General features: G+C 45.5%; 20 protein-coding genes. 17 read left to right on the top strand and 3 right to left on the bottom strand.

Annotation, left to right across the window (positions count from 1 at the left end; translation table 11 throughout):
• Window position 1: 1 nt before the first annotated feature.
• Together MLD56_RS18040 and MLD56_RS18035 are read right to left on the bottom strand one after the other, a co-directional pair.
• Window positions 2-1,087 (bottom strand): WXG100 family type VII secretion target, encoded by a 1,086-nt coding sequence (locus tag MLD56_RS18040; RefSeq protein ID WP_241113381.1) that lies wholly within the window; start codon window positions 1,085-1,087, stop codon window positions 2-4.
• Window positions 1,088-1,352: 265 nt separating this feature from the next.
• Complete coding sequence (locus MLD56_RS18035) at window positions 1,353-2,102, bottom strand: MORN repeat-containing protein (protein ID WP_029515528.1); 750 nt, start codon at window positions 2,100-2,102, stop codon at window positions 1,353-1,355.
• A gap of 159 nt (window positions 2,103-2,261) precedes the next feature.
• Between MLD56_RS18035 and MLD56_RS18030 the strand changes: the two genes are divergently transcribed.
• From MLD56_RS18030 to MLD56_RS18010, 5 genes are all read left to right on the top strand, one after another.
• Entirely contained in the window at window positions 2,262-3,188 is a 927-nt protein-coding gene (locus tag MLD56_RS18030; protein ID WP_029515527.1) for a cell division protein ZipA C-terminal FtsZ-binding domain-containing protein, read from the top strand.
• A gap of 20 nt (window positions 3,189-3,208) precedes the next feature.
• Window positions 3,209-3,910: a DUF1963 domain-containing protein gene (locus MLD56_RS18025; protein ID WP_241113380.1), complete on the top strand. Its 702-nt coding sequence runs from the start codon at window positions 3,209-3,211 to the stop codon at window positions 3,908-3,910.
• Window positions 3,911-4,009: 99 nt separating this feature from the next.
• Window positions 4,010-4,480, top strand: a complete 471-nt coding sequence (locus MLD56_RS18020) for a DUF6097 family protein (protein WP_029515525.1) — start codon at window positions 4,010-4,012, stop codon at window positions 4,478-4,480.
• 52 nt (window positions 4,481-4,532) lie between these two features.
• Window positions 4,533-5,012 carry a hypothetical protein gene (locus MLD56_RS18015; protein WP_029515524.1) on the top strand — a complete coding sequence of 160 codons (480 nt, stop codon included), beginning with the start codon at window positions 4,533-4,535 and terminating at the stop codon, window positions 5,010-5,012.
• 65 nt (window positions 5,013-5,077) lie between these two features.
• Complete coding sequence (locus tag MLD56_RS18010; RefSeq protein WP_029515523.1) at window positions 5,078-5,875, top strand: hypothetical protein; 798 nt, start codon at window positions 5,078-5,080, stop codon at window positions 5,873-5,875.
• 29 nt (window positions 5,876-5,904) lie between these two features.
• On the opposite strand, the gene MLD56_RS18005 is transcribed toward MLD56_RS18010, so the two are convergent.
• Window positions 5,905-6,327, bottom strand: a complete 423-nt coding sequence (locus MLD56_RS18005) for a hemerythrin domain-containing protein (protein WP_029515522.1) — start codon at window positions 6,325-6,327, stop codon at window positions 5,905-5,907.
• A 169-nt stretch (window positions 6,328-6,496) separates the two neighbouring features.
• On the opposite strand from MLD56_RS18005, the gene MLD56_RS18000 reads away from it, so the two are divergent.
• The 12 genes from MLD56_RS18000 (at window position 6,497) to MLD56_RS17945 (ending at window position 20,451) form a co-directional block, all read left to right on the top strand.
• Complete coding sequence (locus MLD56_RS18000; protein WP_049816889.1) at window positions 6,497-7,285, top strand: YwiC-like family protein; 789 nt, start codon at window positions 6,497-6,499, stop codon at window positions 7,283-7,285.
• 14 nt (window positions 7,286-7,299) lie between these two features.
• Window positions 7,300-8,415, top strand: coding sequence for a TIGR04053 family radical SAM/SPASM domain-containing protein (locus MLD56_RS17995; protein ID WP_029515520.1), 1,116 nt, complete (start codon window positions 7,300-7,302; stop codon window positions 8,413-8,415).
• Window positions 8,399-9,820: a protoporphyrinogen oxidase gene (gene hemG / locus MLD56_RS17990; protein ID WP_029515519.1), complete on the top strand. Its 1,422-nt coding sequence runs from the start codon at window positions 8,399-8,401 to the stop codon at window positions 9,818-9,820. The genes MLD56_RS17995 and hemG overlap by 17 nt, the downstream gene beginning before the upstream one ends.
• A 109-nt stretch (window positions 9,821-9,929) precedes the next feature.
• Window positions 9,930-10,649, top strand: a complete 720-nt coding sequence (gene ric / locus MLD56_RS17985; protein WP_029515518.1) for an iron-sulfur cluster repair di-iron protein — start codon at window positions 9,930-9,932, stop codon at window positions 10,647-10,649.
• A gap of 29 nt (window positions 10,650-10,678) precedes the next feature.
• Entirely contained in the window at window positions 10,679-11,533 is an 855-nt protein-coding gene (modA, locus tag MLD56_RS17980) for a molybdate ABC transporter substrate-binding protein (RefSeq protein WP_029515517.1), read from the top strand.
• Window positions 11,530-12,207, top strand: coding sequence for a molybdate ABC transporter permease subunit (gene modB / locus MLD56_RS17975; protein ID WP_029515516.1), 678 nt, complete (start codon window positions 11,530-11,532; stop codon window positions 12,205-12,207). The genes modA and modB overlap by 4 nt, the downstream gene beginning before the upstream one ends.
• 197 nt (window positions 12,208-12,404) lie before the next feature.
• The gene (locus MLD56_RS17970; RefSeq protein ID WP_029515515.1) at window positions 12,405-16,079 is read left to right on the top strand and encodes a nitrate reductase subunit alpha; all 3,675 of its coding nucleotides are present in this window, start codon (window positions 12,405-12,407) and stop codon (window positions 16,077-16,079) included.
• Window positions 16,069-17,646 (top strand): nitrate reductase subunit beta, encoded by a 1,578-nt coding sequence (gene narH / locus MLD56_RS17965; protein WP_028542275.1) that lies wholly within the window; start codon window positions 16,069-16,071, stop codon window positions 17,644-17,646. The genes MLD56_RS17970 and narH overlap by 11 nt, the downstream gene beginning before the upstream one ends.
• Window positions 17,639-18,205 carry a nitrate reductase molybdenum cofactor assembly chaperone gene (narJ, locus tag MLD56_RS17960; RefSeq protein ID WP_029515514.1) on the top strand — a complete coding sequence of 189 codons (567 nt, stop codon included), beginning with the start codon at window positions 17,639-17,641 and terminating at the stop codon, window positions 18,203-18,205. The genes narH and narJ overlap by 8 nt, the downstream gene beginning before the upstream one ends.
• Window positions 18,205-18,888 (top strand): respiratory nitrate reductase subunit gamma, encoded by a 684-nt coding sequence (gene narI, locus MLD56_RS17955; RefSeq protein ID WP_029515513.1) that lies wholly within the window; start codon window positions 18,205-18,207, stop codon window positions 18,886-18,888. Before narJ ends, narI begins: the two co-directional genes overlap by 1 nt.
• A 45-nt stretch (window positions 18,889-18,933) precedes the next feature.
• Entirely contained in the window at window positions 18,934-19,386 is a 453-nt protein-coding gene (locus MLD56_RS17950; protein WP_029515512.1) for a GAF domain-containing protein, read from the top strand.
• Window positions 19,387-20,451, top strand: coding sequence for a PAS domain-containing sensor histidine kinase (locus MLD56_RS17945; RefSeq protein WP_029515511.1), 1,065 nt, complete (start codon window positions 19,387-19,389; stop codon window positions 20,449-20,451).
• Window positions 20,452-20,457 lie beyond the last annotated feature (6 nt).

Genomic DNA, 20,457 nt, shown 5'->3' with positions numbered 1-20,457 from the left:
ATTATTTAAATAATTTGCTGGCCCAGCGTATCCCTTTTTCCGCAAATTTGGCGACTTTTCCGCCTGCCCAGCTTCCCACTGTACCGCCGACGTATGCCCCGACGGCTGCGCCGACCGGACCACCGATAGCACCGCCTATGGACCCCAAAACGACAGCGCCGCCATAAGTTGCGGCGGTTTTAATCGCTACGTTAGAGGCAGATACAGCTACATCCGTTCCGGTAAGCTTCCCGCTTTTCCATTTTCCAGCCAGACTGATGCCCTCGCCCACAATATTCATGGTGGCATTAATAGGGTAGAGCTTTTTGGCAATCATACCGGGAATTTGGCGGGTGGCTATGCCGTAACGTCCTTTTTCCACCCCGGCGATGACGTTCCGTGTCCACTGAGGAAAGCTGTTGGCTTTGTTGAATCCGAGGCCGAGCTTACCCATTTGAAGCTTTCCAGCTAATCGATCAAAGCCCTTTAACCCCTTCATCACAATACCGGGTTTGGCGAATTGGCGGTTTAGGCTTTTGCCCAAATTACGCATAAAAGCATTGTTACCCTTGCCTTTCACCCATGCCGCATTATGTATAACCGCTCGAGTGGGATTCTTCAGACTTTTCTTGAATTCTACTGTTTTGGTGAGCACAAGTGTGGAAGCCAGACCGCTATAGATCGCTGTTCCGGCAAATCCTAGTTGCCCGCGCCATTTGTTGGCCTCTGACAGGCTGTTAATGGCTATATCTGCTGGATCGGGTCCTTTTTTCCCGGAAGTTGCCCCTTCGCTGTTGCTGATCTGTCCGCTGTGATCTCCTTTGGTAATCCCCGTGTCTGCTTGGGTATCTGTTTCCTTAAATTTTACTGCAATGGAACGCAGCTCTGTGCTGACAGAACTGACAGTTTGAGTGAAAGCATCCATTTGTCCACGCGCTTTATGAAAATCCTGATAAAAGCGCTGCTGTGTTGTTCCTGCCCAGCTATTTTCCAACATCTGAATATGCTGTGACAGTTGTCCGCAAATTTGTGCCCCCAGCTCACGTGCCTGTGCGAACTGCCTGGAAACCGCTTCTAGTTTCTCAGGAGGAACCATAATTTTAGCCATGATGTCCACCTCGGATGATTAAAATAATTACTTATATTTTAGTGAATCCAGTGGGGGTTAGCAAAAAAAGGAGGGGGTTTTAGTGAAAAATAAGTCATTTGTATGAGTTCATGAGGGTGCATAAGGGAGAATAGTAGGAGGTGTATGATCCGAAGTTCTTATAGTCATTCATAACGAAACGAAAAAAGCCACTCTTTTCAAATGGAGCTTTCCATTAGAAAGAGAGGCCTTCTTGCGTAGAGACTAATACATATTTCGCGTCGGTTTAATTACTTAACGGAATCTGCTTGGACAGCTTTTCAAACTGCTGCAAGTGAGGAGTGACCTTGGCAGTAATACCTTTGAGATACTTAATGGACGCTTGTCTTTGGCGTTCTTTGGTAGCAGTCTCTTCAGGGAACATGGAGTATTCCTTTTGGACAGAGCCATTTTTATAATTTACGGAGAAGAGGTCTCCTTTTTGCCACCTTTGGACCAGATCTTGATTACTGTGTAAGATATTTATTATTTCATTGCTATTTTTATAAGTGAAGCTGTAGTCTGGATCGGCCACAGCGTGGATCACTTGGTAGCCGTTCTGTAATCCATTGTTCTGAAAAGTACCTACCTGGATCTCGTTCGAACGTACGGTTTCATCCATTTGCGTCACTTTTTCAGTCTGCGTACCCTTGCCGTTCATCGTGTCATTGCTCCAAGTTCCGTTGTATACGACTTTATGATTCTGTCCATCTGCATCCGTGTATTGATTTGTATATTTTCCGGTACCTGATCGCTTGCCATTCACAAAATCACCCGAATACTGCTTATATTCGCTCCATTTGATCGTACCACGTCCGTTAGGCTGCCCATTCTCGACCTCTCCATAGTAAGTAGTCTGACCGGATAGCTGGAGCAATTCCTTGGTTGCAGCCGCATTCGCCGCAGGTGTACTTACAGACAGCGCTCCAGATATCAGCGATGCGGACACCATAATAGGCAGTGATAGAGCCTTCCCTTTTTGCCAAAGTTTTTGCATCATGAGTTCTCCCCTTTCGAAGCTTTGAATTTCTAAAAGTTAAGTTCAACAACCCAGCACCGTTTTTATACTATTTTGTGCTTGGTGATTTATAGTTTAATATATATTGAGAATTATAGGAAACTGTAAAGTGAAAACAGCTAGTTAGGAGAGAGATTCATGAATTTACCCGAACATGGGAGTGAGGATGTATCGAGCATCCTTGCCGTGGAGTTGGAACATGAGCCTGTCAAGACCATAAAAGGAATCCATCAAGTGGAGCCTGATGCTAATATCTATTGGCTGATTGATGTGGAATTTAGTGGTTTTACGTTGTCAGATGAGGATATTTTGCAATTGCTCAAAGGATATATCGTGTATGGGCATGTTCATGATTTACAGGTGTGGACTAGTGTGGGGCGCAGACCAGCAGGCGAATGCCATTTTGATAAAATTTGTGTTTGTATAGATATATTCGATAATGTAGAGATGCAGGTTTGTTTGGATGAAGCCAAGGTTGCAGACTTTATGAACACACTGCCAGCGCGTTTTCAGGAGAAGGGAACTGTTCATGTGCTTCCTCGAGAGGATGCTGCCCATGCACGTGCAAAAGCGGAAAAACTAAAAGCATTTACAGATCAGGAAGGTGAAAGGGAACACGCTGTCATGCTTAGGCTTGTAGCGGATCAAGGCCAATCTTACCGTGGAGCGGATATCTGGGATGTCATGCTGAGTCTCGGAATGGAGTGGGGAGATATGGACATTTTCCATGCGCACCATCACGGGACGGGAGGTTATGATGAACTATTTAGCGTACATACGGGAACCGAGCCTGGCTTTTTTTGGTTGAGTACACTCGCAGAGGATCGCTTTGCAGATTTAATTTTTAGTATGGATGGGGTGCGAACCGCGCAGCCGCAAACGGTGTTTGAGGCGATGTGGAAAAGTGCCGAATATGCACGCACCAGACTCGGCGGGACATTAGTGAATGAACAGGGTCTGCCAGCTGTGCCGGAAGATTATCTACATCAGATTCAAGAGATGGAAGATCGACTAAGAGAGTTTGGATTTAAAGCAGGCGAGGATGTTGTTCTGTTTCTATTCTAGATTAGAAAGGAGTGATTTCGTTGTCCAGCAACGCTATTGAAAAGCTAAGAACGATTCTAAAACGTAAAGCTACTATTTTTCATACAGGGGGTCGTAGACCGTCGGATTCCCTTGAACAAAGCTGGATTGGTAGAGTTACAGTGGCTTTGCCAACGGAGGAACGACCCATTGATGTACAGGGGAATGCTATGGCTCCGATCGTGCAATTGTATTTGCCGGCCTTGCCCTTTGTCCCTGAAGCTATGCGTAGCATCAAGCTGTTGACAGTCTTCCTGTCTCCCGATGTACTGGATCATGAGGACATGGAAGGGTATATGTGTATTCGTGAGTATACGTCGGTAGAGGATTTGGTCGAAAAAGATTTTGGTCCGTCATTTATGCAAATCAAAGCATTTCCGCTGTTCCCTGAACTCAAAGAGAATGATTATCCGGTCTGGGACGGTGATGACATCCCTGAGGAATACGGCGATGCCCTTAACCAAATGGACGAGGAGGAACCCGACTATTTTGAGGACATCGTAGAGGAAATATATGCGGTTCACAAAATCGGTGGCTATCCCAGCTTTATTCAATCGGGCATTGACTTTGGCGAGGGCTATGAATTTGTATTTCAGATTGCTTCGGATGCCAAAGCCCAATTGAATATTGTGGATGGAGGCAGCTTTTATTTTGCCAAGCATCAGAATGACGGAGTCTGGCGGGGTTACTTTGATTTTTACTAATAGGCTCATTTAGAGAGCAGTCTGGAACCGATCGTTTTGTAGAGCATGGCAACCCTATATACTCGTAAGTTAGATACTATTGAAGTGGAGTGAAAAGATATGAATGTTTTAGGTCAGCTGGGATCTGCTATCCAGAGTAGTTTATTTATTCAATCCGAACTGAAGAAAGCTCATGCATTTATTCAGGAGCACGATCTGCCTGTAGAGCAGGTAGAACATGATTTTCACAAGCAGATCATCGTGCTGGAGCAATATGCGGGAACTCGCGTTTTTCAGCGAGGGCTTGCCAAATACAAAGTAATCAATGCAATGCTTATGATTATATCAGTGATCATATTGCTGGCAGCAGGCATCGTTGCAGCAATGGAATATTTACAACCCGAACGACATTTGCTGCAAGTGCTGGCGAATGCCATGTTTGACTATTGGGTTCCCTCTATTACTTTGCTCAGTGTTGTATTCGTGGGTGTGATCGTTCTCGCCATCGTTAGAACTGTTTATGCCAAACAATTACATACGAGGGTGCTAGATCGGGCCTGGCAGGCCATTTTCAATCATGTGGACAAATAAGGGCAGAGAGCAACTGTAGGAGATTGGCATAATAGCTGAAGGAGTGGCAGCAATGAATGACTGGGAATCGGGAATCATTCAGGTCGATGGTGAGCGTGCGATTTACTCATATTTAACGGAAGATCAGTTGTTAGAGGCCGATTGGTATTCTAAATATTTTCATTCTGTAAGAAAGCTAGGAAATGAGTATATCTGGTATCATTTCGATCAGGTTTCTTTGCTGCGTCGGCATTTTTTTGTGTCTGTATGCTTTAAGGATACAAGCCTAGTTGTCGCGGAGATTTCGCTCCAGGGCAATGAATTTCCAACTTCGTGGGATAATTGGTCTGAAGAAGGGGAGAGAAAGCGGCAAAGGGAGCATGATCGTTTGTTACAGCAACATTTGTCCGTAAAGCCAAGCTATCGTCAAACAAAGCCTTACCCCTATATGGAATATAAACTGAACTGGGGGAAAATCTCTTCTTATTTTGACCCCCGGTCGGGAAATACGGCCATTGCCTTTAAGTATAAAATGAATAGTGATCTTACATAAAATACACGACAACCCTGCGCTTTGTGCTGGAGGTGAGGGTGTTGGATGAGTAAGGGAGATATGTTGTGGATAAAAAGGCGAAAAAAATACTGATGAACACATTCTGGTCCTCTAGCGGCTGGAAGCAGGAGCGGGGATCTTTTTCGGGTGAGGATTTTGAATATGCCAAAAGTAAGGGCTTGATGTTCGATCCGATCACCATTACACATAACGAGATTATAAACAGGCTGCATGAGCTGCACCAGCAAAAGGCTACAAAAGAACGAGTGGCAGCAGCATTTTTGCATAGTCTTTCCACGAAAAAGGTTCATTTACGAAGCGCCTTATCGAGCTGGGCATTAACCGCAGGGCTTCCTTTGCACACCTATGGGGAGCGGCCTGTCGTCCTGCCCAATTACAGTAGCTGTGGGGATTGTAATTTTAATAAAATGATGTCCGATAAGGAATACGTCAATAAAGATTTGAATGTACTAAATTTTGAACGAATCAAATGGGGCGGTATTCGTCTGAACTACCTTCTGTATTGCTGGATGGACCTTGAATTGTTCAGTCAAGAAGAGGATGTTCAGGTTTCCGATGAGGATCTAGCTATACTCCATAACATGCTCGAAGCTGTTCAGAACTGTGATGCTCAAAGCAGTGCACGTCAATTGGAAAAGCGCTGGAAGGATGTGTTTCCATCCAGCAAAAACGAGCGTGATGTTGTCATGGAGGTGTGGGGATATGCCGGACTGCTGGTCCCACAGGACACGCCTCGTAAACGACAGCACGGCAATCATGATTTTTATTCCGTAGCAGCCTGGCAAGGAGATGACGGATACTCACAAGAGGCGTTGGACTATTTCTTTGGTACGTTTTTATAGAGAATGTGAATCGTCATGCCACATCTTGATTATGACGGTTGCTCAAACAATAAACGTTCTTCTTCCCGACTATGAATGGCATTGACAACCAGAAGCGCGTGGAACTGTTGAAGAACTTCAGGCGTAAGCCCTTCTTCACGGATCCCGGCTTTGAGCTCTTTTACAATGATTCGGAGCAAATCATGATCTCGTGTAAGTTTGACGACAGCCTCCTGCAGTTCTGGTTTTTTCTCGACCATCTCCTGATAGAATCCTTCCTCTTCTGCATCAGCATGGCTGAGAATGCGGGTTTCCCAATATTCGATCAAGTGGTCGGCAGCCTGGCGCGCCACCTGGAATTCTTTTGCTTCGAGTAATTCCTCTACTTCTCTCGTCTTATCTAGAGCGCCAGATAGCCCGCCTTGATGAATGGCATGATGAGCATGCAGTTGACGTAAAGAAGGTCCTCCCATAACAGTTCATCCTTTCTTTGTTCCCTTTTTTAGTACAGTATAGCATAAGAAAATAGCGTTATTTTTCCGGTTAGGATTTTCCCCTCTAAGGAAAAGGGAACTCCCTAATTGGTTCAATTTCATATAATACTTAGAATGAAGTTAGAAGATAAAACTCAATCTTGGGGGAATGGATGATGAATCGATTAACCGAAATAACAGACATAAAAAAGATTGTGAAAAAAGGATCAAGGGTTTGAGGGGGATGAGCAGATACATACCCAATCAACATGGAGCCTGGGCTATGCTCATTCTTCCATTTTTATTCGGTTTAGCTGCTTCTCGAGGGGATCTCATTCATATACCCCTATTTGTGTGCTGGTTTTTTATCTACTTATTCAGTTTTCCTGTCCTCCAATGGATCAAAACAGGCAGCAGTGAAAGATACCGCAAACCCGCCGTTGTATACGGAGTGATATTACTTCCTTTGTTAATTTCACTGATATGGTTTGAGCCTGCCTTGATCTGGTATGGAGTTCTTTTATTGCTCTTTTTTATGGCTAATATTTATTTTGCGAGAACGAAAAATGAACGTGCTTTACTCAATGACATTGTTGCAATTCTACTCTTTTGTTCTTTTATATATCCCGTTATTTATATGGGGGGAGGAGAGGATTGGAGGGTAGCAACAGAGCTATTCTTGCTTTTGGTGCTTTACTTTATCGGAACTGCTTTGTATGTCAAAACGATCATTCGTGAAAGAAAAAATATACGTTACCATTATGCTTCCGTTATCTATCATGTGGTGATTTTGTTGTTTGCCATTTGGTTAAAGTTATTTCTGTTTGTTCCTTTTTTAATTTTTTTGATAAGAGCCATATGGCTTCCTAAACTCGGATTAAAGGCAAAACAAGTTGGCATGGCGGAAATTGGATTTTCAATGATGCTCTATGTTTTTGTGTTGTTTTTATATTTCTAAAAGGAGAGACATCAATGATATCTTTAAAAACGCCGCGTGATTATCATACTGACCCGTTTATAGTCATCTGGGAGGTTACACGAGCTTGTGCTTTAAAGTGCCTTCACTGTAGAGCGGAAGCTCAGTACAAACCTGATCCTCGCCAACTGACACTAGAAGAAGGTAAGAAGCTAATAGATCAAATCGCTGAAATGAATCATCCGTTGCTTGTATTGACAGGCGGAGATCCTTTAATGCGTCCTGATCTGTTTGAACTGGCTCAATATGCAATTGAAGAGAAAAATCTGTCGGTTTCAATGACCCCCAGTGCCACTCCTAAAGTGACACGAACAGCGGTAGAAAAAGCAAAGCAAGTTGGATTATCGCGGTGGGCATTTAGTCTGGACGGTTCATGTGCCGAGATTCACGATCATTTTCGGGGTACAGCGGGTTCTTACGATACGACCATGCGAGGAATTGGTTATTTAAAGGAACTGAACATCCCTATTCAAGTGAACACTACGGTATCCCGGTACAATCTTCATGATCTGGAGCAAATTGCAGAAAGAGTAAAGGAAATGCAGGCCGTGTTATGGAGTTTATTTTTCCTTGTTCCAACTGGACGTGGCATGGAGAAAGATATGATTACTCCTGATGAGCATGAAGCCGTAATGAAATGGTTGTATCAAATACAGCAACAGATGCCGTACGGAGTGAAGGCTACAGAAGCTCCTCACTACCGGAGGGTCGTGCTGCAGCAAAAGCACAGCGCAGGTGAGAACAGTGTAGCAGACGGACAAAAGAGGGCAGATGTTTTAGGACGTGCTCCTAAAGGCGTAAATGACGGAGATGGATTTGTTTTTATTAGTCATATCGGCGAAGTATACCCGAGTGGTTTCCTGCCTCTTATGTGCGGGAATGTACGAAAGGATAGCTTGGCAGATATTTATCGCAACTCTCCGATCATGATGAATCTTAGAGATAAGTCCCTACTTAAAGGTAAATGTGGAGTCTGTGAATTCAAGGCTGTCTGTGGGGGCTCCAGAGCAAGGGCTTTTGCAATAACAGGAGACTATTTGGAGAGTGACCCTTATTGCGCTTATATACCCGGGGTTGGAGAGGAAAAGTGTTTTCATGAAGAAAAGTTCTAAAAAAGTCGTTATTCTCGGTGGAGGAATAAGCGGTTTAAGTGCTGCCTTTTATGTGAAAAAGCTGGCTGAGGATCGGCAACTTGAAGTGGAGATTACACTGGTGGAGAAAAGTGAACGTCTAGGAGGAAAGCTGCAAACCGTTCGCCAAAACGATTTTATGATCGAAAAAGGACCGGATGCTTTCTTGGCCAGAAAGACGGCAATATTGGATTTGACTATGGAGTTGGGGCTGGAAGCAGATCTGGTATCGACAAACCCGAAAGCCAAATCTGCTAGCATTTTGCATAAGGGCAAACTTCATACGATGCCGATGGGCTTCATTCTGGGCATTCCAACAAAGCTCACTCCCTTCATTCGGACAGGACTTATTTCTCCGCTGGGAAAAGCACGGGCAGCCCTGGATTTAATCATTCCGGCAAAGAAAGGTGATGCAGACGAATCTCTAGGTGATTTTATCAAACGGCGTCTCGGCAAAGAAGTTCTGGACCAGATTACGGAACCTCTGCTGTCTGGAATTTACGCTGGGGATACACATTCCCTGAGCCTCATGTCAACCTTCCCTCAATTTAAACTAATGGAACAAAAGCATGGAAGTCTGATTAAGGGTATGTCTAAAGGGGCGGGGAGAAAGCCAGCAGTACAAGACAACCTGCCGGATATCGCTAAGAAAAGTATGTTTCTTTCTTATCGGCTAGGATTATCTTCGATCGTGGAGCGGCTAAAGGAAAGGCTGGATACCGTACGTTTTGTTATGGGGCAAGGTGTAGTTGAAGTAAGGAAAGAAAGCGGTTATCAGGTCATTTTAGAACATGGGCAAAAAATAGATGCGGATGCGGTGATTTGCGCTGTTCCAGCTTTTGAAGCGGCTACATTATTCTCCGGCGTTGCAAGCGCTAGCTGGTTACACAAGATTCACTATGTTTCCGTAGCCAATATTGCTCTTGCTTATAAAAACACAGATCTTAATCTTAATTTTGAGGGAACGGGATTTTTAGTACCCCGCAAAGAAGGCAAAAAGATTACGGCATGTACTTGGTCTTCGACGAAGTGGAGCCATACTGCTCCTGAAGGATATACGCTTTTACGGACCTACATTGGACATGCAGGTGCACAGGAGTGGATTCAGATGACAGACGATCAACTTGTGGATGCCGCGCGTAAAGATTTGAAAGATTTAATGGGCCTGGAAGCGGAACCGGAATTCACCGAAGTCAGTAGGTGTGATCGATCAATGCCGCAATATCCGATTGGACACAAAGAGCATATGGCGAAGATCAGACAGGACTTCGCACAGGATTTACCGGGTGTTTTTCTATGTGGTGCCGGCTATGGGGGCGTTGGAATTCCAGATTGCATCGCTCAAGGGAAAGAAGCGGCTGAACAGTTGCTTTCTGATTTTTTATAATCAGGCTCTTTCCACGAATGAAAGAGGGAACCCCCTGATTGGTTCAGCTTTAAGGGAGACGTAGAATGAAAGTTAAGTATAAAATCGAAGTAAGATGGAGGAATGGAAGATGAGCCAGTTAACGGAAGAAACATGGGTGGCGGACATTGTGAAAGCAGTACCCAAAACGGGAGATCTGTTCCGCAAACTGAGGATTGATTTCTGCTGTGGAGGGAAAATATCGCTCCGTGAAGCAGCAGCCAATCAAGGTCTCCACGCTGGTGAACTGCTGACGCAGATACATGAAGTGGAAGAAAAGCAGGCACAGCATAAGCAAATGCAACCTCCTTCACTCGAACCCAAAGAACTAATCGCCTATATTCAAAATGAGTATCATACGAAGCTTCGGGAAGAACTATCGGCGTTAACGCCGTATGTAACCAAACTAACGCGGGTTCATGGCGAACGTTATCCGCATCTAAAGCGAGTTAACGAACTGTTCACCTTGCTTAAACAGGAAATATCGGAACATATTCAATATGAGGAGGACCTTGTGTTTCCGATGATTGAAGCATTTTTACAAGAATCAACAATGGAACGAGCAGATGAGTTAAATCCAATTTTGTCCAAGTTGCAAAACGAACATCAAACGGTGGTGGAATTCCTGAAGGAAATGCGCTTGATCACAAATGGCTTTGAGCCGATGCAGGAAGCTTGTGGTACGCACCGACTCGTATTGAAGCGGTTAGAAGACCTGGAAGCAGATATTTTCAATCATATTCTTCTTGAAAATTGTACATTGATCGAACGTACGAAACAGGCACAGCTAATAGCGAAACCCATTAATTAATGATGAACTAACATGAGGAGCCGAACCAATTGCATAAATTAATTAAAAGTAGCACTGTTTTCGTTTTGGTTATTTCCATCATTTTATTACTTTCAGGGTGCGGTGCGGGGCAACAATCAGCTTCAAATGGTAGCAGCACGGCCCAGAACAACGAGGTCTCCAGCCAGGATTCTTCGAAAAAGGCTGAAACTGTTGAGCTTACCATATCCGCAGCTGCAAGTTTAACGGATGCGCTCAAAGAAATTCAGCATTCATACGAATCAACCCATACAGGCACCAAATTGAATTTTAACTTCGGCGGCTCTGGTGCGCTGGAAAAACAAATTGAGCAAGGAGCGCCGTCGGATTTGTTCCTGTCCGCTTCGAAGAAAAACTTGAAGTCTCTCGTAGATCAACAGTTAATAGAGAGTAATAAACAAAAAACATGGCTGACGAATGAATTGGTCGCGGTTATCCCAGCAGATGGGACGATGGACATTGCGAGTGTAACCGATTTAACAAAAAGAGAAGTGAAGAAAGTTGCGATCGGAATTCCTGAAAGTGTTCCTGCAGGCAACTACGCACAGGAAGCGCTGACGAAAGCGAAGCTTTGGGACACGTTACAGAGCAAGCTGGTTCAAGCAAAAGACGTTAGACAAGTGCTGCAATATGTGGAAACTGGGAATGCTGATGTCGGATTTGTATATAAAACAGATGCATTGACTTCACAAAAGGCAAAAATCGCCTTTGAGGTGGATCCCAAAGCCTATTCACCTGTTGAGTATCCAATCGGAATTATCAAAGGTTCAAAGCACATTCAAGAAGCCGAAGACTTTTATGCATACCTACAATCACAAGAATCTCTGAATATTATGGCTAAGTATGGATTTACCATACCGAAGTGAGCATGCAAGATATAGATTGGAATGAATATTGGCCTCCTATCCGCTTATCGTTGCAGGTTGCACTGTTATCCAGCGTTCTAGTAATCATATTAGGTTTGCTTGTGGCATGGTCCATGTCACGGTTAGGTTTATTTAAAGGGAAAACGGTTGTTGAAACTGTGCTTATGCTGCCCTTGGTACTCCCACCGACGGTTGTTGGTTTTTTACTACTAATATTACTAGGACGAAAAAGCGGGTTCGGACGTTTTGTGGAGCAATGGTTTGGAGAACCTATTATATTCTCGTGGTGGGCTGGGGTTATAGCAGCGGTGGTAGTGGCTTTTCCTCTTGTCTATCGGACACTGAAAATGGGATTGTCTTCTGTTGACCAGGACTTGGAAAACGCGGGACGTTCGATGGGTGCAAGTGAATGGCAGGTTTTCCGGTATATCACCTTTCCTTTAATTTTCCCTTCTTTTAAAGCTGCCTTTATACTCGGTTTTGCCCGCGGTCTGGGCGAATTTGGTGCTACGTTGATGCTTGCCGGAAATATTCCGGGTAAAACACAAACGATTCCGACGGCCATTTATATTGCGGTGGATTCTGGGCATCTTCCTATGGCCTGGGCCTGGACGTGCTCTATCATACTCATTTCTTTTATCATGCTCCTGTTAACGGGCCAAAAGAACAATTAATCTCTTCATATAAGCTTCCTTTAGCAGAGGGAGGCTTTTTTGTATCTTTCGATAGAACGAGGGATTTCCTGTAGCGCTATAGGACATTCCCTAATGGGAACAGCGATGAATGAATTACATAATGAGAGTAAGCGAATGAACCTTCCCATGGAACTTGCGTTGGGATGATTTATTCTAAAAAGGAGTGTTGGTCATCGATGAAAAAAAAATACAACCTCAACTTTTTTAAACCGATCGAAAGCTATTCGGGAAATTGGTCAATCCTTGAGGAAAAAAATAGAGAATGGGAAAACGTGTACCGACAGCGTTGGTCTCACGACAAAGTGGTTCGGACGACTCACGGAGTGAACTGCACGGGTTCCTGTAGTTGGAAGGTTTTTGTGAAAAACGGCATCATTACCTGGGAAAATCAACAGATCGATTATCCTTCCTGCGGTGTAGATATGCCAGAATTTGAACCGCGAGGATGCCCGCGTGGCGCTACATTTTCCTGGTATGAATACAGTCCATTACGTGTGAAATACCCTTATATGCGCGGTAAGCTGTTGCGGCTTTGGCAGGCTGCCATCCAGGAACATGCCAATCCGGTGGAAGCATGGGCAAGCATTGTGGAAGATCCGGAGAAAGCCAAGCTCTACAAAGCAGCTCGCGGAAAAGGCGGTCATGTCCGTGTCGCTTGGGACGATGTCCTGCGTCTGATCTCGGCGCAACTCATCTATACCATTCGTAAGTATGGTCCTGACCGGATCGCGGGCTTTACGCCAATACCGGCGATGTCAATGATAAGCTACGCTTCAGGAGCCAGATTCATTTCGCTTCTTGGTGGACAGATGTTGAGTTTCTATGACTGGTATGCCGACCTTCCGCCTTCATCTCCTCAAATTTGGGGTGAGCAGACGGATGTACCGGAATCTTCTGATTGGTACAATGCGGGTTACCTGATCATGTGGGGATCGAATGTACCACTTACCCGGACGCCAGACGCTCATTTTATGACGGAAGTACGTTATAAGGGGACAAAAGTTGTATCAGTGGCTCCCGACTTGGCGGAGAATGTGAAGTTCGCTGACAACTGGCTTGCACCACATCCGGGTACAGATGCTGCTGTAGCCCAGGCTATGACACATGTTATTCTGGATGAGTTTTACAAAGAGCGCCAAGAACCGATGTTCATTAACTATGCCAAACAATATACAGATATGCCGTTTATGATTCTGCTTGATCCGCACGAGGGAGCCTGGAAAGGTGGACGTTTCCTACGGGCGAGTGACCTTGGAGATGCTTCGCAGCATGCGGACTGGAAGCCAGTCATATATGACGAAGCAGCGGGGGAAATGCTGGTTCCGAACGGTACGATGGGACAGCGCTGGGAGCAGGATAAGAAATGGAACCTGATTCTGGAGCGGGAAGACGGAACAAAGGTTGAGCCCGCACTCACTGTGGAAGGTCATGGCGAGCAATGGGAAGAAATCGTATTTCCTTATTTTGATAACGCAGGTAATGGAACGTTCAAACGTGTAATTCCAGTCAAAAAAGTACGCTTGGCAGATGGCTCGGAACGTTACGTAGCAACCGTGTACGATTTGATGATGAGCCAGTACGGTGTCGCACGCAATGACAGCTCTCATAACGCCAAGAATTATTACGACGAAGCTTCGCATTATACCCCTGCCTGGCAGGAGAAGATCACAGGTGTGAAGGCGTCTGTTGTGGTACAGATTGCTCGGGAATTTGCCCAAAATGCTATCGATACCAAAGGGCGCTCCATGATTATTATGGGTGCGGGTATCAACCACTGGTTCAATAGTGACACCATCTATCGGTCCATCTTGAACCTTGTCGTGTTGACGGCTTCCCAAGGTGTAAACGGGGGAGGCTGGGCGCATTATGTGGGTCAAGAAAAGCTCCGCCCAATCGAAGGCTGGTCAACGATTGCCTTTGCAAAAGACTGGCAAGGGGCGGCTCGACAGCAAAATGCTACATCGTTTTTCTACTTTGCAACAGAGCAGTGGCGTTACGAAGAAAGTGGAACAGACACCTTGAAGTCACCGACTGGCGGGGATGTCAGTTACAGACATCCAGCAGACTACAACGTGCTCGCAGCGCGTCTGGGTTGGCTGCCTTCTTATCCACAGTTTAATAAAAATAGTCTGTTGTTCGCCGAAGAGGCAGCGCAATTAGGCAAAAAGTCCAACGAGGAAATCATTAATCATTCTGTGGAAGAGATTAAATCACGTAAGACACGCTTCGCTGTAGAAGATCCTGGGGCAGCCGAGAACTTCCCGCGTTCACTCTTTGTTTGGCGGTCCAATCTGATTTCCAGTTCGGCAAAGGGACAAGAGTATTTCATGAAGCATTTACTCGGAGCATCTGATGCCCTGCTTGCCCGGCCGAACGAGGAGCAGAAACCGGAGGAAATCGTCTGGAGAGAAGATGTAGAAGGAAAGCTTGATCTGATGGTTGCACTTGATTTCCGGATGACGACAACCCCATTGTACGCGGATATCGTGCTTCCGGCGGCAACCTGGTACGAGAAAACGGATTTGTCGTCCACCGATATGCATCCTTTCGTACACCCGTTTAATCCGGCCGTTAATCCACTGTGGGAATCCCGTGCGGACTGGGATATTTACCGCCAGCTTTCCGAAGTCTTTTCTGATATGGCGAAAGAGTACCTGCCAGGTATATATAAAGACCTTGTGACCGCGCCGCTTGCACACGACAGTGTGGGTGAAATTTCACAGCCGATGGGTCTTGTAAAGGATTGGACGAAGGGTGAGATTGAAGCGACCCCGGGTAAAACCATGCCGAATTTCAGCATCATCGAACGTGACTATACTAAAATTCACGATAAATTTATCTCACTCGGTCCGAATTTGACTACTGGGAAAGCAGGTGCGCATGGCGTCAGCTTCTCCGTAGCAGAAGAATATGAGGAAATGAAAAAGTTGAACGGAGTTTATTACGATGAGTCCATTAAAGATGGACTGCCAAAAATCCAGACAGCTCGCCAAGTGGCCAATGCAATTCTTCATCTTTCATCCGCGACTAATGGACGGGTGTCGCAAAAGGCTTATGAGCAGGCAGAAGAGCTTCACGGTGTTGAACTTAAAGACATCTCGGCTGATCGGGCAGCGGAAAGAATCACTTTCCAAAGTATCACGGCACAGCCTCGGGAAGTTATACCGACACCAGTATTCACTGGATCGAACAAGAAGGGACGCCGCTATTCACCATTTACAACGAATATTGAACGTCTCGTTCCGTTTCGTACTTTGACGGGAAGACAGCATTTCTATATTGATCATGAGATTTTCCAACAATTTGGAGAATCATTGCCGATCTACAAACCGACGTTGCCACCGATGGTGTTCGGTCCTCGGGATCGGGAAATAAAAGGCGGACAAGATTCACTCGTGCTTCGCTATCTGACACCGCACGGTAAATGGAATATTCACTCCACCTACCAGGATAACCAGCACATGCTTACGCTGTTTCGTGGAGGTCCTACCGTATGGATCAACAATGAAGACGCAGAGGCGCACGATCTTGCTGACAATGACTGGGTAGAGGTATACAACCGTAATGGCGTCGTAACCGCCCGAGCCGTTGTCAGCCATCGGATGCCAAGAGGGACTATGTTCATGTACCATGCTCAGGATAAGCACATTCAAGTGCCAGGCTCTGAAATCACGGATACACGCGGCGGTAGTCATAACGCACCAACAAGAATTCATCTCAAACCAACCCAGATGGTCGGTGGATATGCTCAGCTTAGTTATGGATTCAACTATTATGGTCCAATCGGCAACCAGCGTGATGTGTACGTTGCGGTACGTAAAATGAAGGAGGTTAACTGGCTTGAAGATTAAAGCTCAAATTGCCATGGTCATGAACCTGGATAAATGTATTGGCTGCCATACGTGCAGCGTGACATGTAAAACAACCTGGACGAACCGCAAAGGTGCGGAATATATGTGGTTTAACAATGTGGAAACCAAACCCGGTATCGGTTATCCGAAGCGCTGGGAAGACCAGGAATTGTATAAAGGCGGCTGGCAGCTCCGCAAAGGGAAATTGGAACTGAAGTCAGGCAACAAGCTGTCCAAAATAGCACTGGGTAAGATTTTTTACAATCCAGATATGCCGGAAATGAAAGATTATTATGAGCCCTGGACTTACAATTACGAACAACTGACCAACGCTGGTGAACAGAAGCATTCACCTGTGGCACGCGCGCACTCTGCGGTAACGGGTGAAAAAATGGATTTGGAGTGGGGTCCAAACTGGGAAGATGACCTGGCGGGTGCGCATGTAACCGGTCCGCTTGATCCAAATATTCAGAAAATCGAAGAAGAGATTAAATTTAACTTTGAGAAGTCGTTCATGGTTTATCTCCCACGGCTTTGCGAACATTGTTTAAATCCGAGCTGTGTCGCGTCCTGTCCTTCAGGTGCTATGTACAAACGGGACGAGGACGGAATTGTGCTCGTGGATCAGGAAGCATGTCGCGGCTGGCGGTATTGCATGACGGGCTGTCCATACAAAAAAGTGTACTTTAACTGGCAGACGAACAAAGCGGAAAAATGTACCTTCTGTTTCCCACGTGTGGAAGCAGGCCTGCCGACAGTCTGCTCCGAGACATGTACAGGACGAATTCGCTACCTCGGTGTTATGCTGTATGACGCGGATCGGGTGCTTGAGGCCGCTTCTACGCAGGACGAGAAAGAGCTTTATAAGGCGCAGTGTGACCTGTTCATGGATCCTAGTGATCCGGCAGTGATCGCTCAAGCGAGAAAAGACGGCATCTCGGAGGACTGGATTGAAGCAGCGCAGAACTCGCCGGTCTACAAGCTTGCCATTGAGCACAAGCTGGCATTCCCGCTTCATCCGGAATATCGTACATTACCTATGGTCTGGTATGTTCCACCACTTAGCCCGATCATGAATTACTTTGAAGGGAAAGACTCGATTGAGAATCCCGATATGATTTTTCCGGCTATCGAAGAAATGCGTACCCCTATTCAGTACCTTGCCAATATGCTGACGGCGGGCGACACCCAAACCGTGAAGGAATCCTTGCAAAGAATGGCTATGATGCGCTCCTATATGCGTGCTCAATCCACAGGACAATCTTTTGATGAAAGCCGTCTTGAGCGCATTGGCATGACACCTCGGCAGACTGAGCAGATGTATCGGCTTCTGGCGATTGCCAAGTATGAGGATCGTTTCGTCATTCCAACGTCGCATAAAGAAGGATATTCGAATCCGTACCGGGCTCAAGGATCTGCGGGTTACGGCGATACCATGGGAAATATGGGTTCAGGATCTGGATGTGACGGCTGTAGTATGGCAAGTTCAATGGGGATGGAAGAGCCTTTGAAAACGGGAAAAGAAATGTATGAAGAAAACTTCTACGGGGGTATTTGGCGTGATTAATGTAGCGAAGCTGTATGAATGCAAGCCATCATTCGGGTTTTTCGCCCAACAACTCATGTACCCGGAAAAGCTGGATTTTCATCCGGCTTTTCTGGAAGCATCGTTTGATCCAAACCATCCGGCATATACGTATGCGAACACCTACTGGTCCCTTATGCAAGAGTTCAGTATGGAAGAGATTCAGGAAATGTATACAGAAACCTTTGATTTTCAAAAAAATTGTGCACTATATATGACTTACTTCAAATTCGAAGATGCAAAAGAACGGGGACAAATGTTGGTCAAGTTAAAGGTGCTATACGAGATGTATGGTCTTGAAATGCCAGATGGTGAGCTGCCAGATTACCTTCCGCTCATGTGTGAATTTCTGTATGCCGCCGAATGGTCGCAAGATCCGAAGACGACAGAAAACTTCCGTATGCCAATCGCGATCCTGGAAGACGGCACATATCATTTACTTAAAGCGCTGGAGAAAATGGAAAGCCCGTATTTTCATCTGGTCAAGGGACTGCGCGAAACGCTTAAAGCTTGCGTAGAACAGGAGGCAGCTGCGCAATGATGATGCTAGAGCAGTTTTTATGGGTTATTTTCCCTTATATGTGTGTGGTTGTCTTTATTGTAGGGCATATTTTCCGCTACAGAAATGATCAGTTCAATTGGACAGCGAAATCAAGTGAGTTTATTGAAAAGAAACAATTGATGATCGGAAGTCTCTTATTCCACCTGGGTATTATCCCGGTTATTATGGGTCATGTATCCGGTCTGGGCATACCCAAAACCTGGATGCATGCACTGGGTGTAAACGATCATCTATATCATATTGGAGCAGTTTATATTGGTGGAATATTTGGAGCGATGACGTTCCTCGGTATGTTGATTCTTACCTCTCGTCGATTTACAATACGCAATGTGCGCCATTTAAGTACGGCGTCTGATTTGATAGTAAACGTATTGCTTTTGGCCATTGTATGCATGGGGATGTTTGCGACTCTCGTAACGAATGCGGTACAGCCAGAATTCGATTATCGAGAGACGATCTCAATCTGGTTCCGCGGTTTATTCGTATTCCGTGTCGACCCGACACTGATGAGAGACGTACCGATGTCCTTCAAGCTTCATATTCTTATGGCCTTTGCGATTTTTGCATTCTGGCCGTTTACCCGGCTTGTACATGTGTGGAGTGTTCCGTTGAATTATGTGCGCAGAAGTTATATCCTTTACAGAAGACATAAATCGAATTAGGAAAGCGGGCTCTGCCTTCTTTCCTAATTCTATTAGGAGAGAGCGATGAATAATAGGATGGATTATCAAAGGGAGCTTGAGCGAATACGCGAACATTTCGGTTATGATTTCATGGCGCTTGCTCTGGTTGAACCGGCCGAATATCAATACGTAATTAAATGGAAAAATGCAGCCGGTAATTTAAATGATCGCTTTAAGCGAATTGTACTGCAATCCGGAAAGGGCATAGCAGGAGTCGTGTTCAAAACTGGGAAATCCGTTTTCATTCCATCTGTTCATCAATATGTGGGGGCAGACAACCTGTTTAACTACCCGATCGTTCAATCCGAGAAACTCAAGAGTCTCGGGGCTGTTCCCCTATGGAATGATGCTCGCGTCGCGGGCGTACTGCTTGGTGGATTTCGGGAAGAACTGCTGATGACCGCAGCCATGATGCGTGATTTGGAAGCTTTGGCGCATAGGGGATTTGGAGAGTTGAACGGGAAGGAAGTGATGTAATTGACATTATCTGTAGGGACTGGCTCTTTGAATGCGCTAATGGTGAAGTTGTTTGAGAACAGTACAGAAGCCATTTTCTTTTTTGATGGGCAAGGGAACACCCTAGCTATGAACCCGGCAGCGGAGGAGATTGTGAGCGATGACGTCCTCATTCAACTCTATGAAGGGAAGGAAAAAGCTTTGTGTGGAACATGCAGGGGCTATACAAGCGAAACGGAGCCCCGTACCTGCCTTGATTGTTATTTCAATATGCCAGAATCCAAGGATTTCGCTTCTTTTCAGGTATATCTGGAAACAAAGAGCAACGGAATGATCCCCTATGCCGCTTCTTTTCACACCATTGATTCTGAACATGGAACAAGGGTGTTGATGTTGAGGGACTTGACTCCGCAATTTCAGACGCAGGAAAAATTGTATCAAAACAAAATGATGAAGCATGTCATTGAAGCGCAGGAAAATGAGCGTAAACGGCTTTCCAGGGAACTGCACGACAGCGTCGCCCAGGAATTGATGAGTGCGGTTGTTGAGCTGCGGGTGTTAAAATACATGACGAATGATGAACAGCTCATCAAAAACATGAAGCAGACTGAAGCATCCATGACGCGATTGCTGGATGATATCCGCAACCTGTCTGTGGAACTACGCCCCGCCACACTTGATGATTTTGGGCTTGAAGCGGCATTTCGTTCCCACTTTAAGAGGGTTGAACAAAGCTTTGGTCTTGTCGTTGAATTTGTGTCGGATCTTCCCCAAAAGCGATACGGAAGTGAAAAGGAAACGGTCATTTACCGTGTCTGCCAAGAGGCTGTTCTCAATGCCTTAAAATATGCCCAGGTAGACATGGTTAAAGTTTCTTTGACTGAGCACGATCATACGCTTCGTTTGACTGTAGAGGACGATGGAATTGGCTTTGAAAAGGGGAGCCAGCCTATTGGAACGGGATTAGGTTTATATGGCATGCAGGAGCGAGCAGAGCTGGTAGGCGGAAGTTTTGGCGTCCTATCAAATGTGGGTCAGGGAACCAAAGTCTTTTTGCAAATTCCGATTGGCCAAGAGGAGGAATAGAGACTT

This window comes from Paenibacillus peoriae, assembly GCF_022531965.1.
Lineage (GTDB): Bacteria > Bacillota > Bacilli > Paenibacillales > Paenibacillaceae > Paenibacillus > Paenibacillus polymyxa_D.
The sequence above is the reverse complement of the archived record's forward strand: the minus strand, read 5'-3'. Positions and strand labels throughout refer to the sequence as shown.

What these genes read in the sequence shown, in the direction of transcription:
- MLD56_RS18040 (WP_241113381.1), bottom strand. Translation starts at nt 1,087, where the DNA reads ATGGCTAAAATTATGGTTCCTCCTGAGAAACTAGAAGCGGTTTCCAGG.
- MLD56_RS18035 (WP_029515528.1), bottom strand. Translation starts at nt 2,102, where the DNA reads ATGCAAAAACTTTGGCAAAAAGGGAAGGCTCTATCACTGCCTATTATG.
- MLD56_RS18030 (WP_029515527.1), top strand. Translation starts at nt 2,262, where the DNA reads ATGAATTTACCCGAACATGGGAGTGAGGATGTATCGAGCATCCTTGCC.
- MLD56_RS18020 (WP_029515525.1), top strand. Translation starts at nt 4,010, where the DNA reads ATGAATGTTTTAGGTCAGCTGGGATCTGCTATCCAGAGTAGTTTATTT.
- MLD56_RS18015 (WP_029515524.1), top strand. Translation starts at nt 4,533, where the DNA reads ATGAATGACTGGGAATCGGGAATCATTCAGGTCGATGGTGAGCGTGCG.
- MLD56_RS18005 (WP_029515522.1), bottom strand. Translation starts at nt 6,327, where the DNA reads ATGGGAGGACCTTCTTTACGTCAACTGCATGCTCATCATGCCATTCAT.
- MLD56_RS18000 (WP_049816889.1), top strand. Translation starts at nt 6,497, where the DNA reads ATGGATGATGAATCGATTAACCGAAATAACAGACATAAAAAAGATTGT.
- MLD56_RS17995 (WP_029515520.1), top strand. Translation starts at nt 7,300, where the DNA reads ATGATATCTTTAAAAACGCCGCGTGATTATCATACTGACCCGTTTATA.
- hemG (WP_029515519.1), top strand. Translation starts at nt 8,399, where the DNA reads ATGAAGAAAAGTTCTAAAAAAGTCGTTATTCTCGGTGGAGGAATAAGC.
- ric (WP_029515518.1), top strand. Translation starts at nt 9,930, where the DNA reads ATGAGCCAGTTAACGGAAGAAACATGGGTGGCGGACATTGTGAAAGCA.
- MLD56_RS17970 (WP_029515515.1), top strand. Translation starts at nt 12,405, where the DNA reads ATGAAAAAAAAATACAACCTCAACTTTTTTAAACCGATCGAAAGCTAT.
- narI (WP_029515513.1), top strand. Translation starts at nt 18,205, where the DNA reads ATGATGCTAGAGCAGTTTTTATGGGTTATTTTCCCTTATATGTGTGTG.
- MLD56_RS17950 (WP_029515512.1), top strand. Translation starts at nt 18,934, where the DNA reads ATGAATAATAGGATGGATTATCAAAGGGAGCTTGAGCGAATACGCGAA.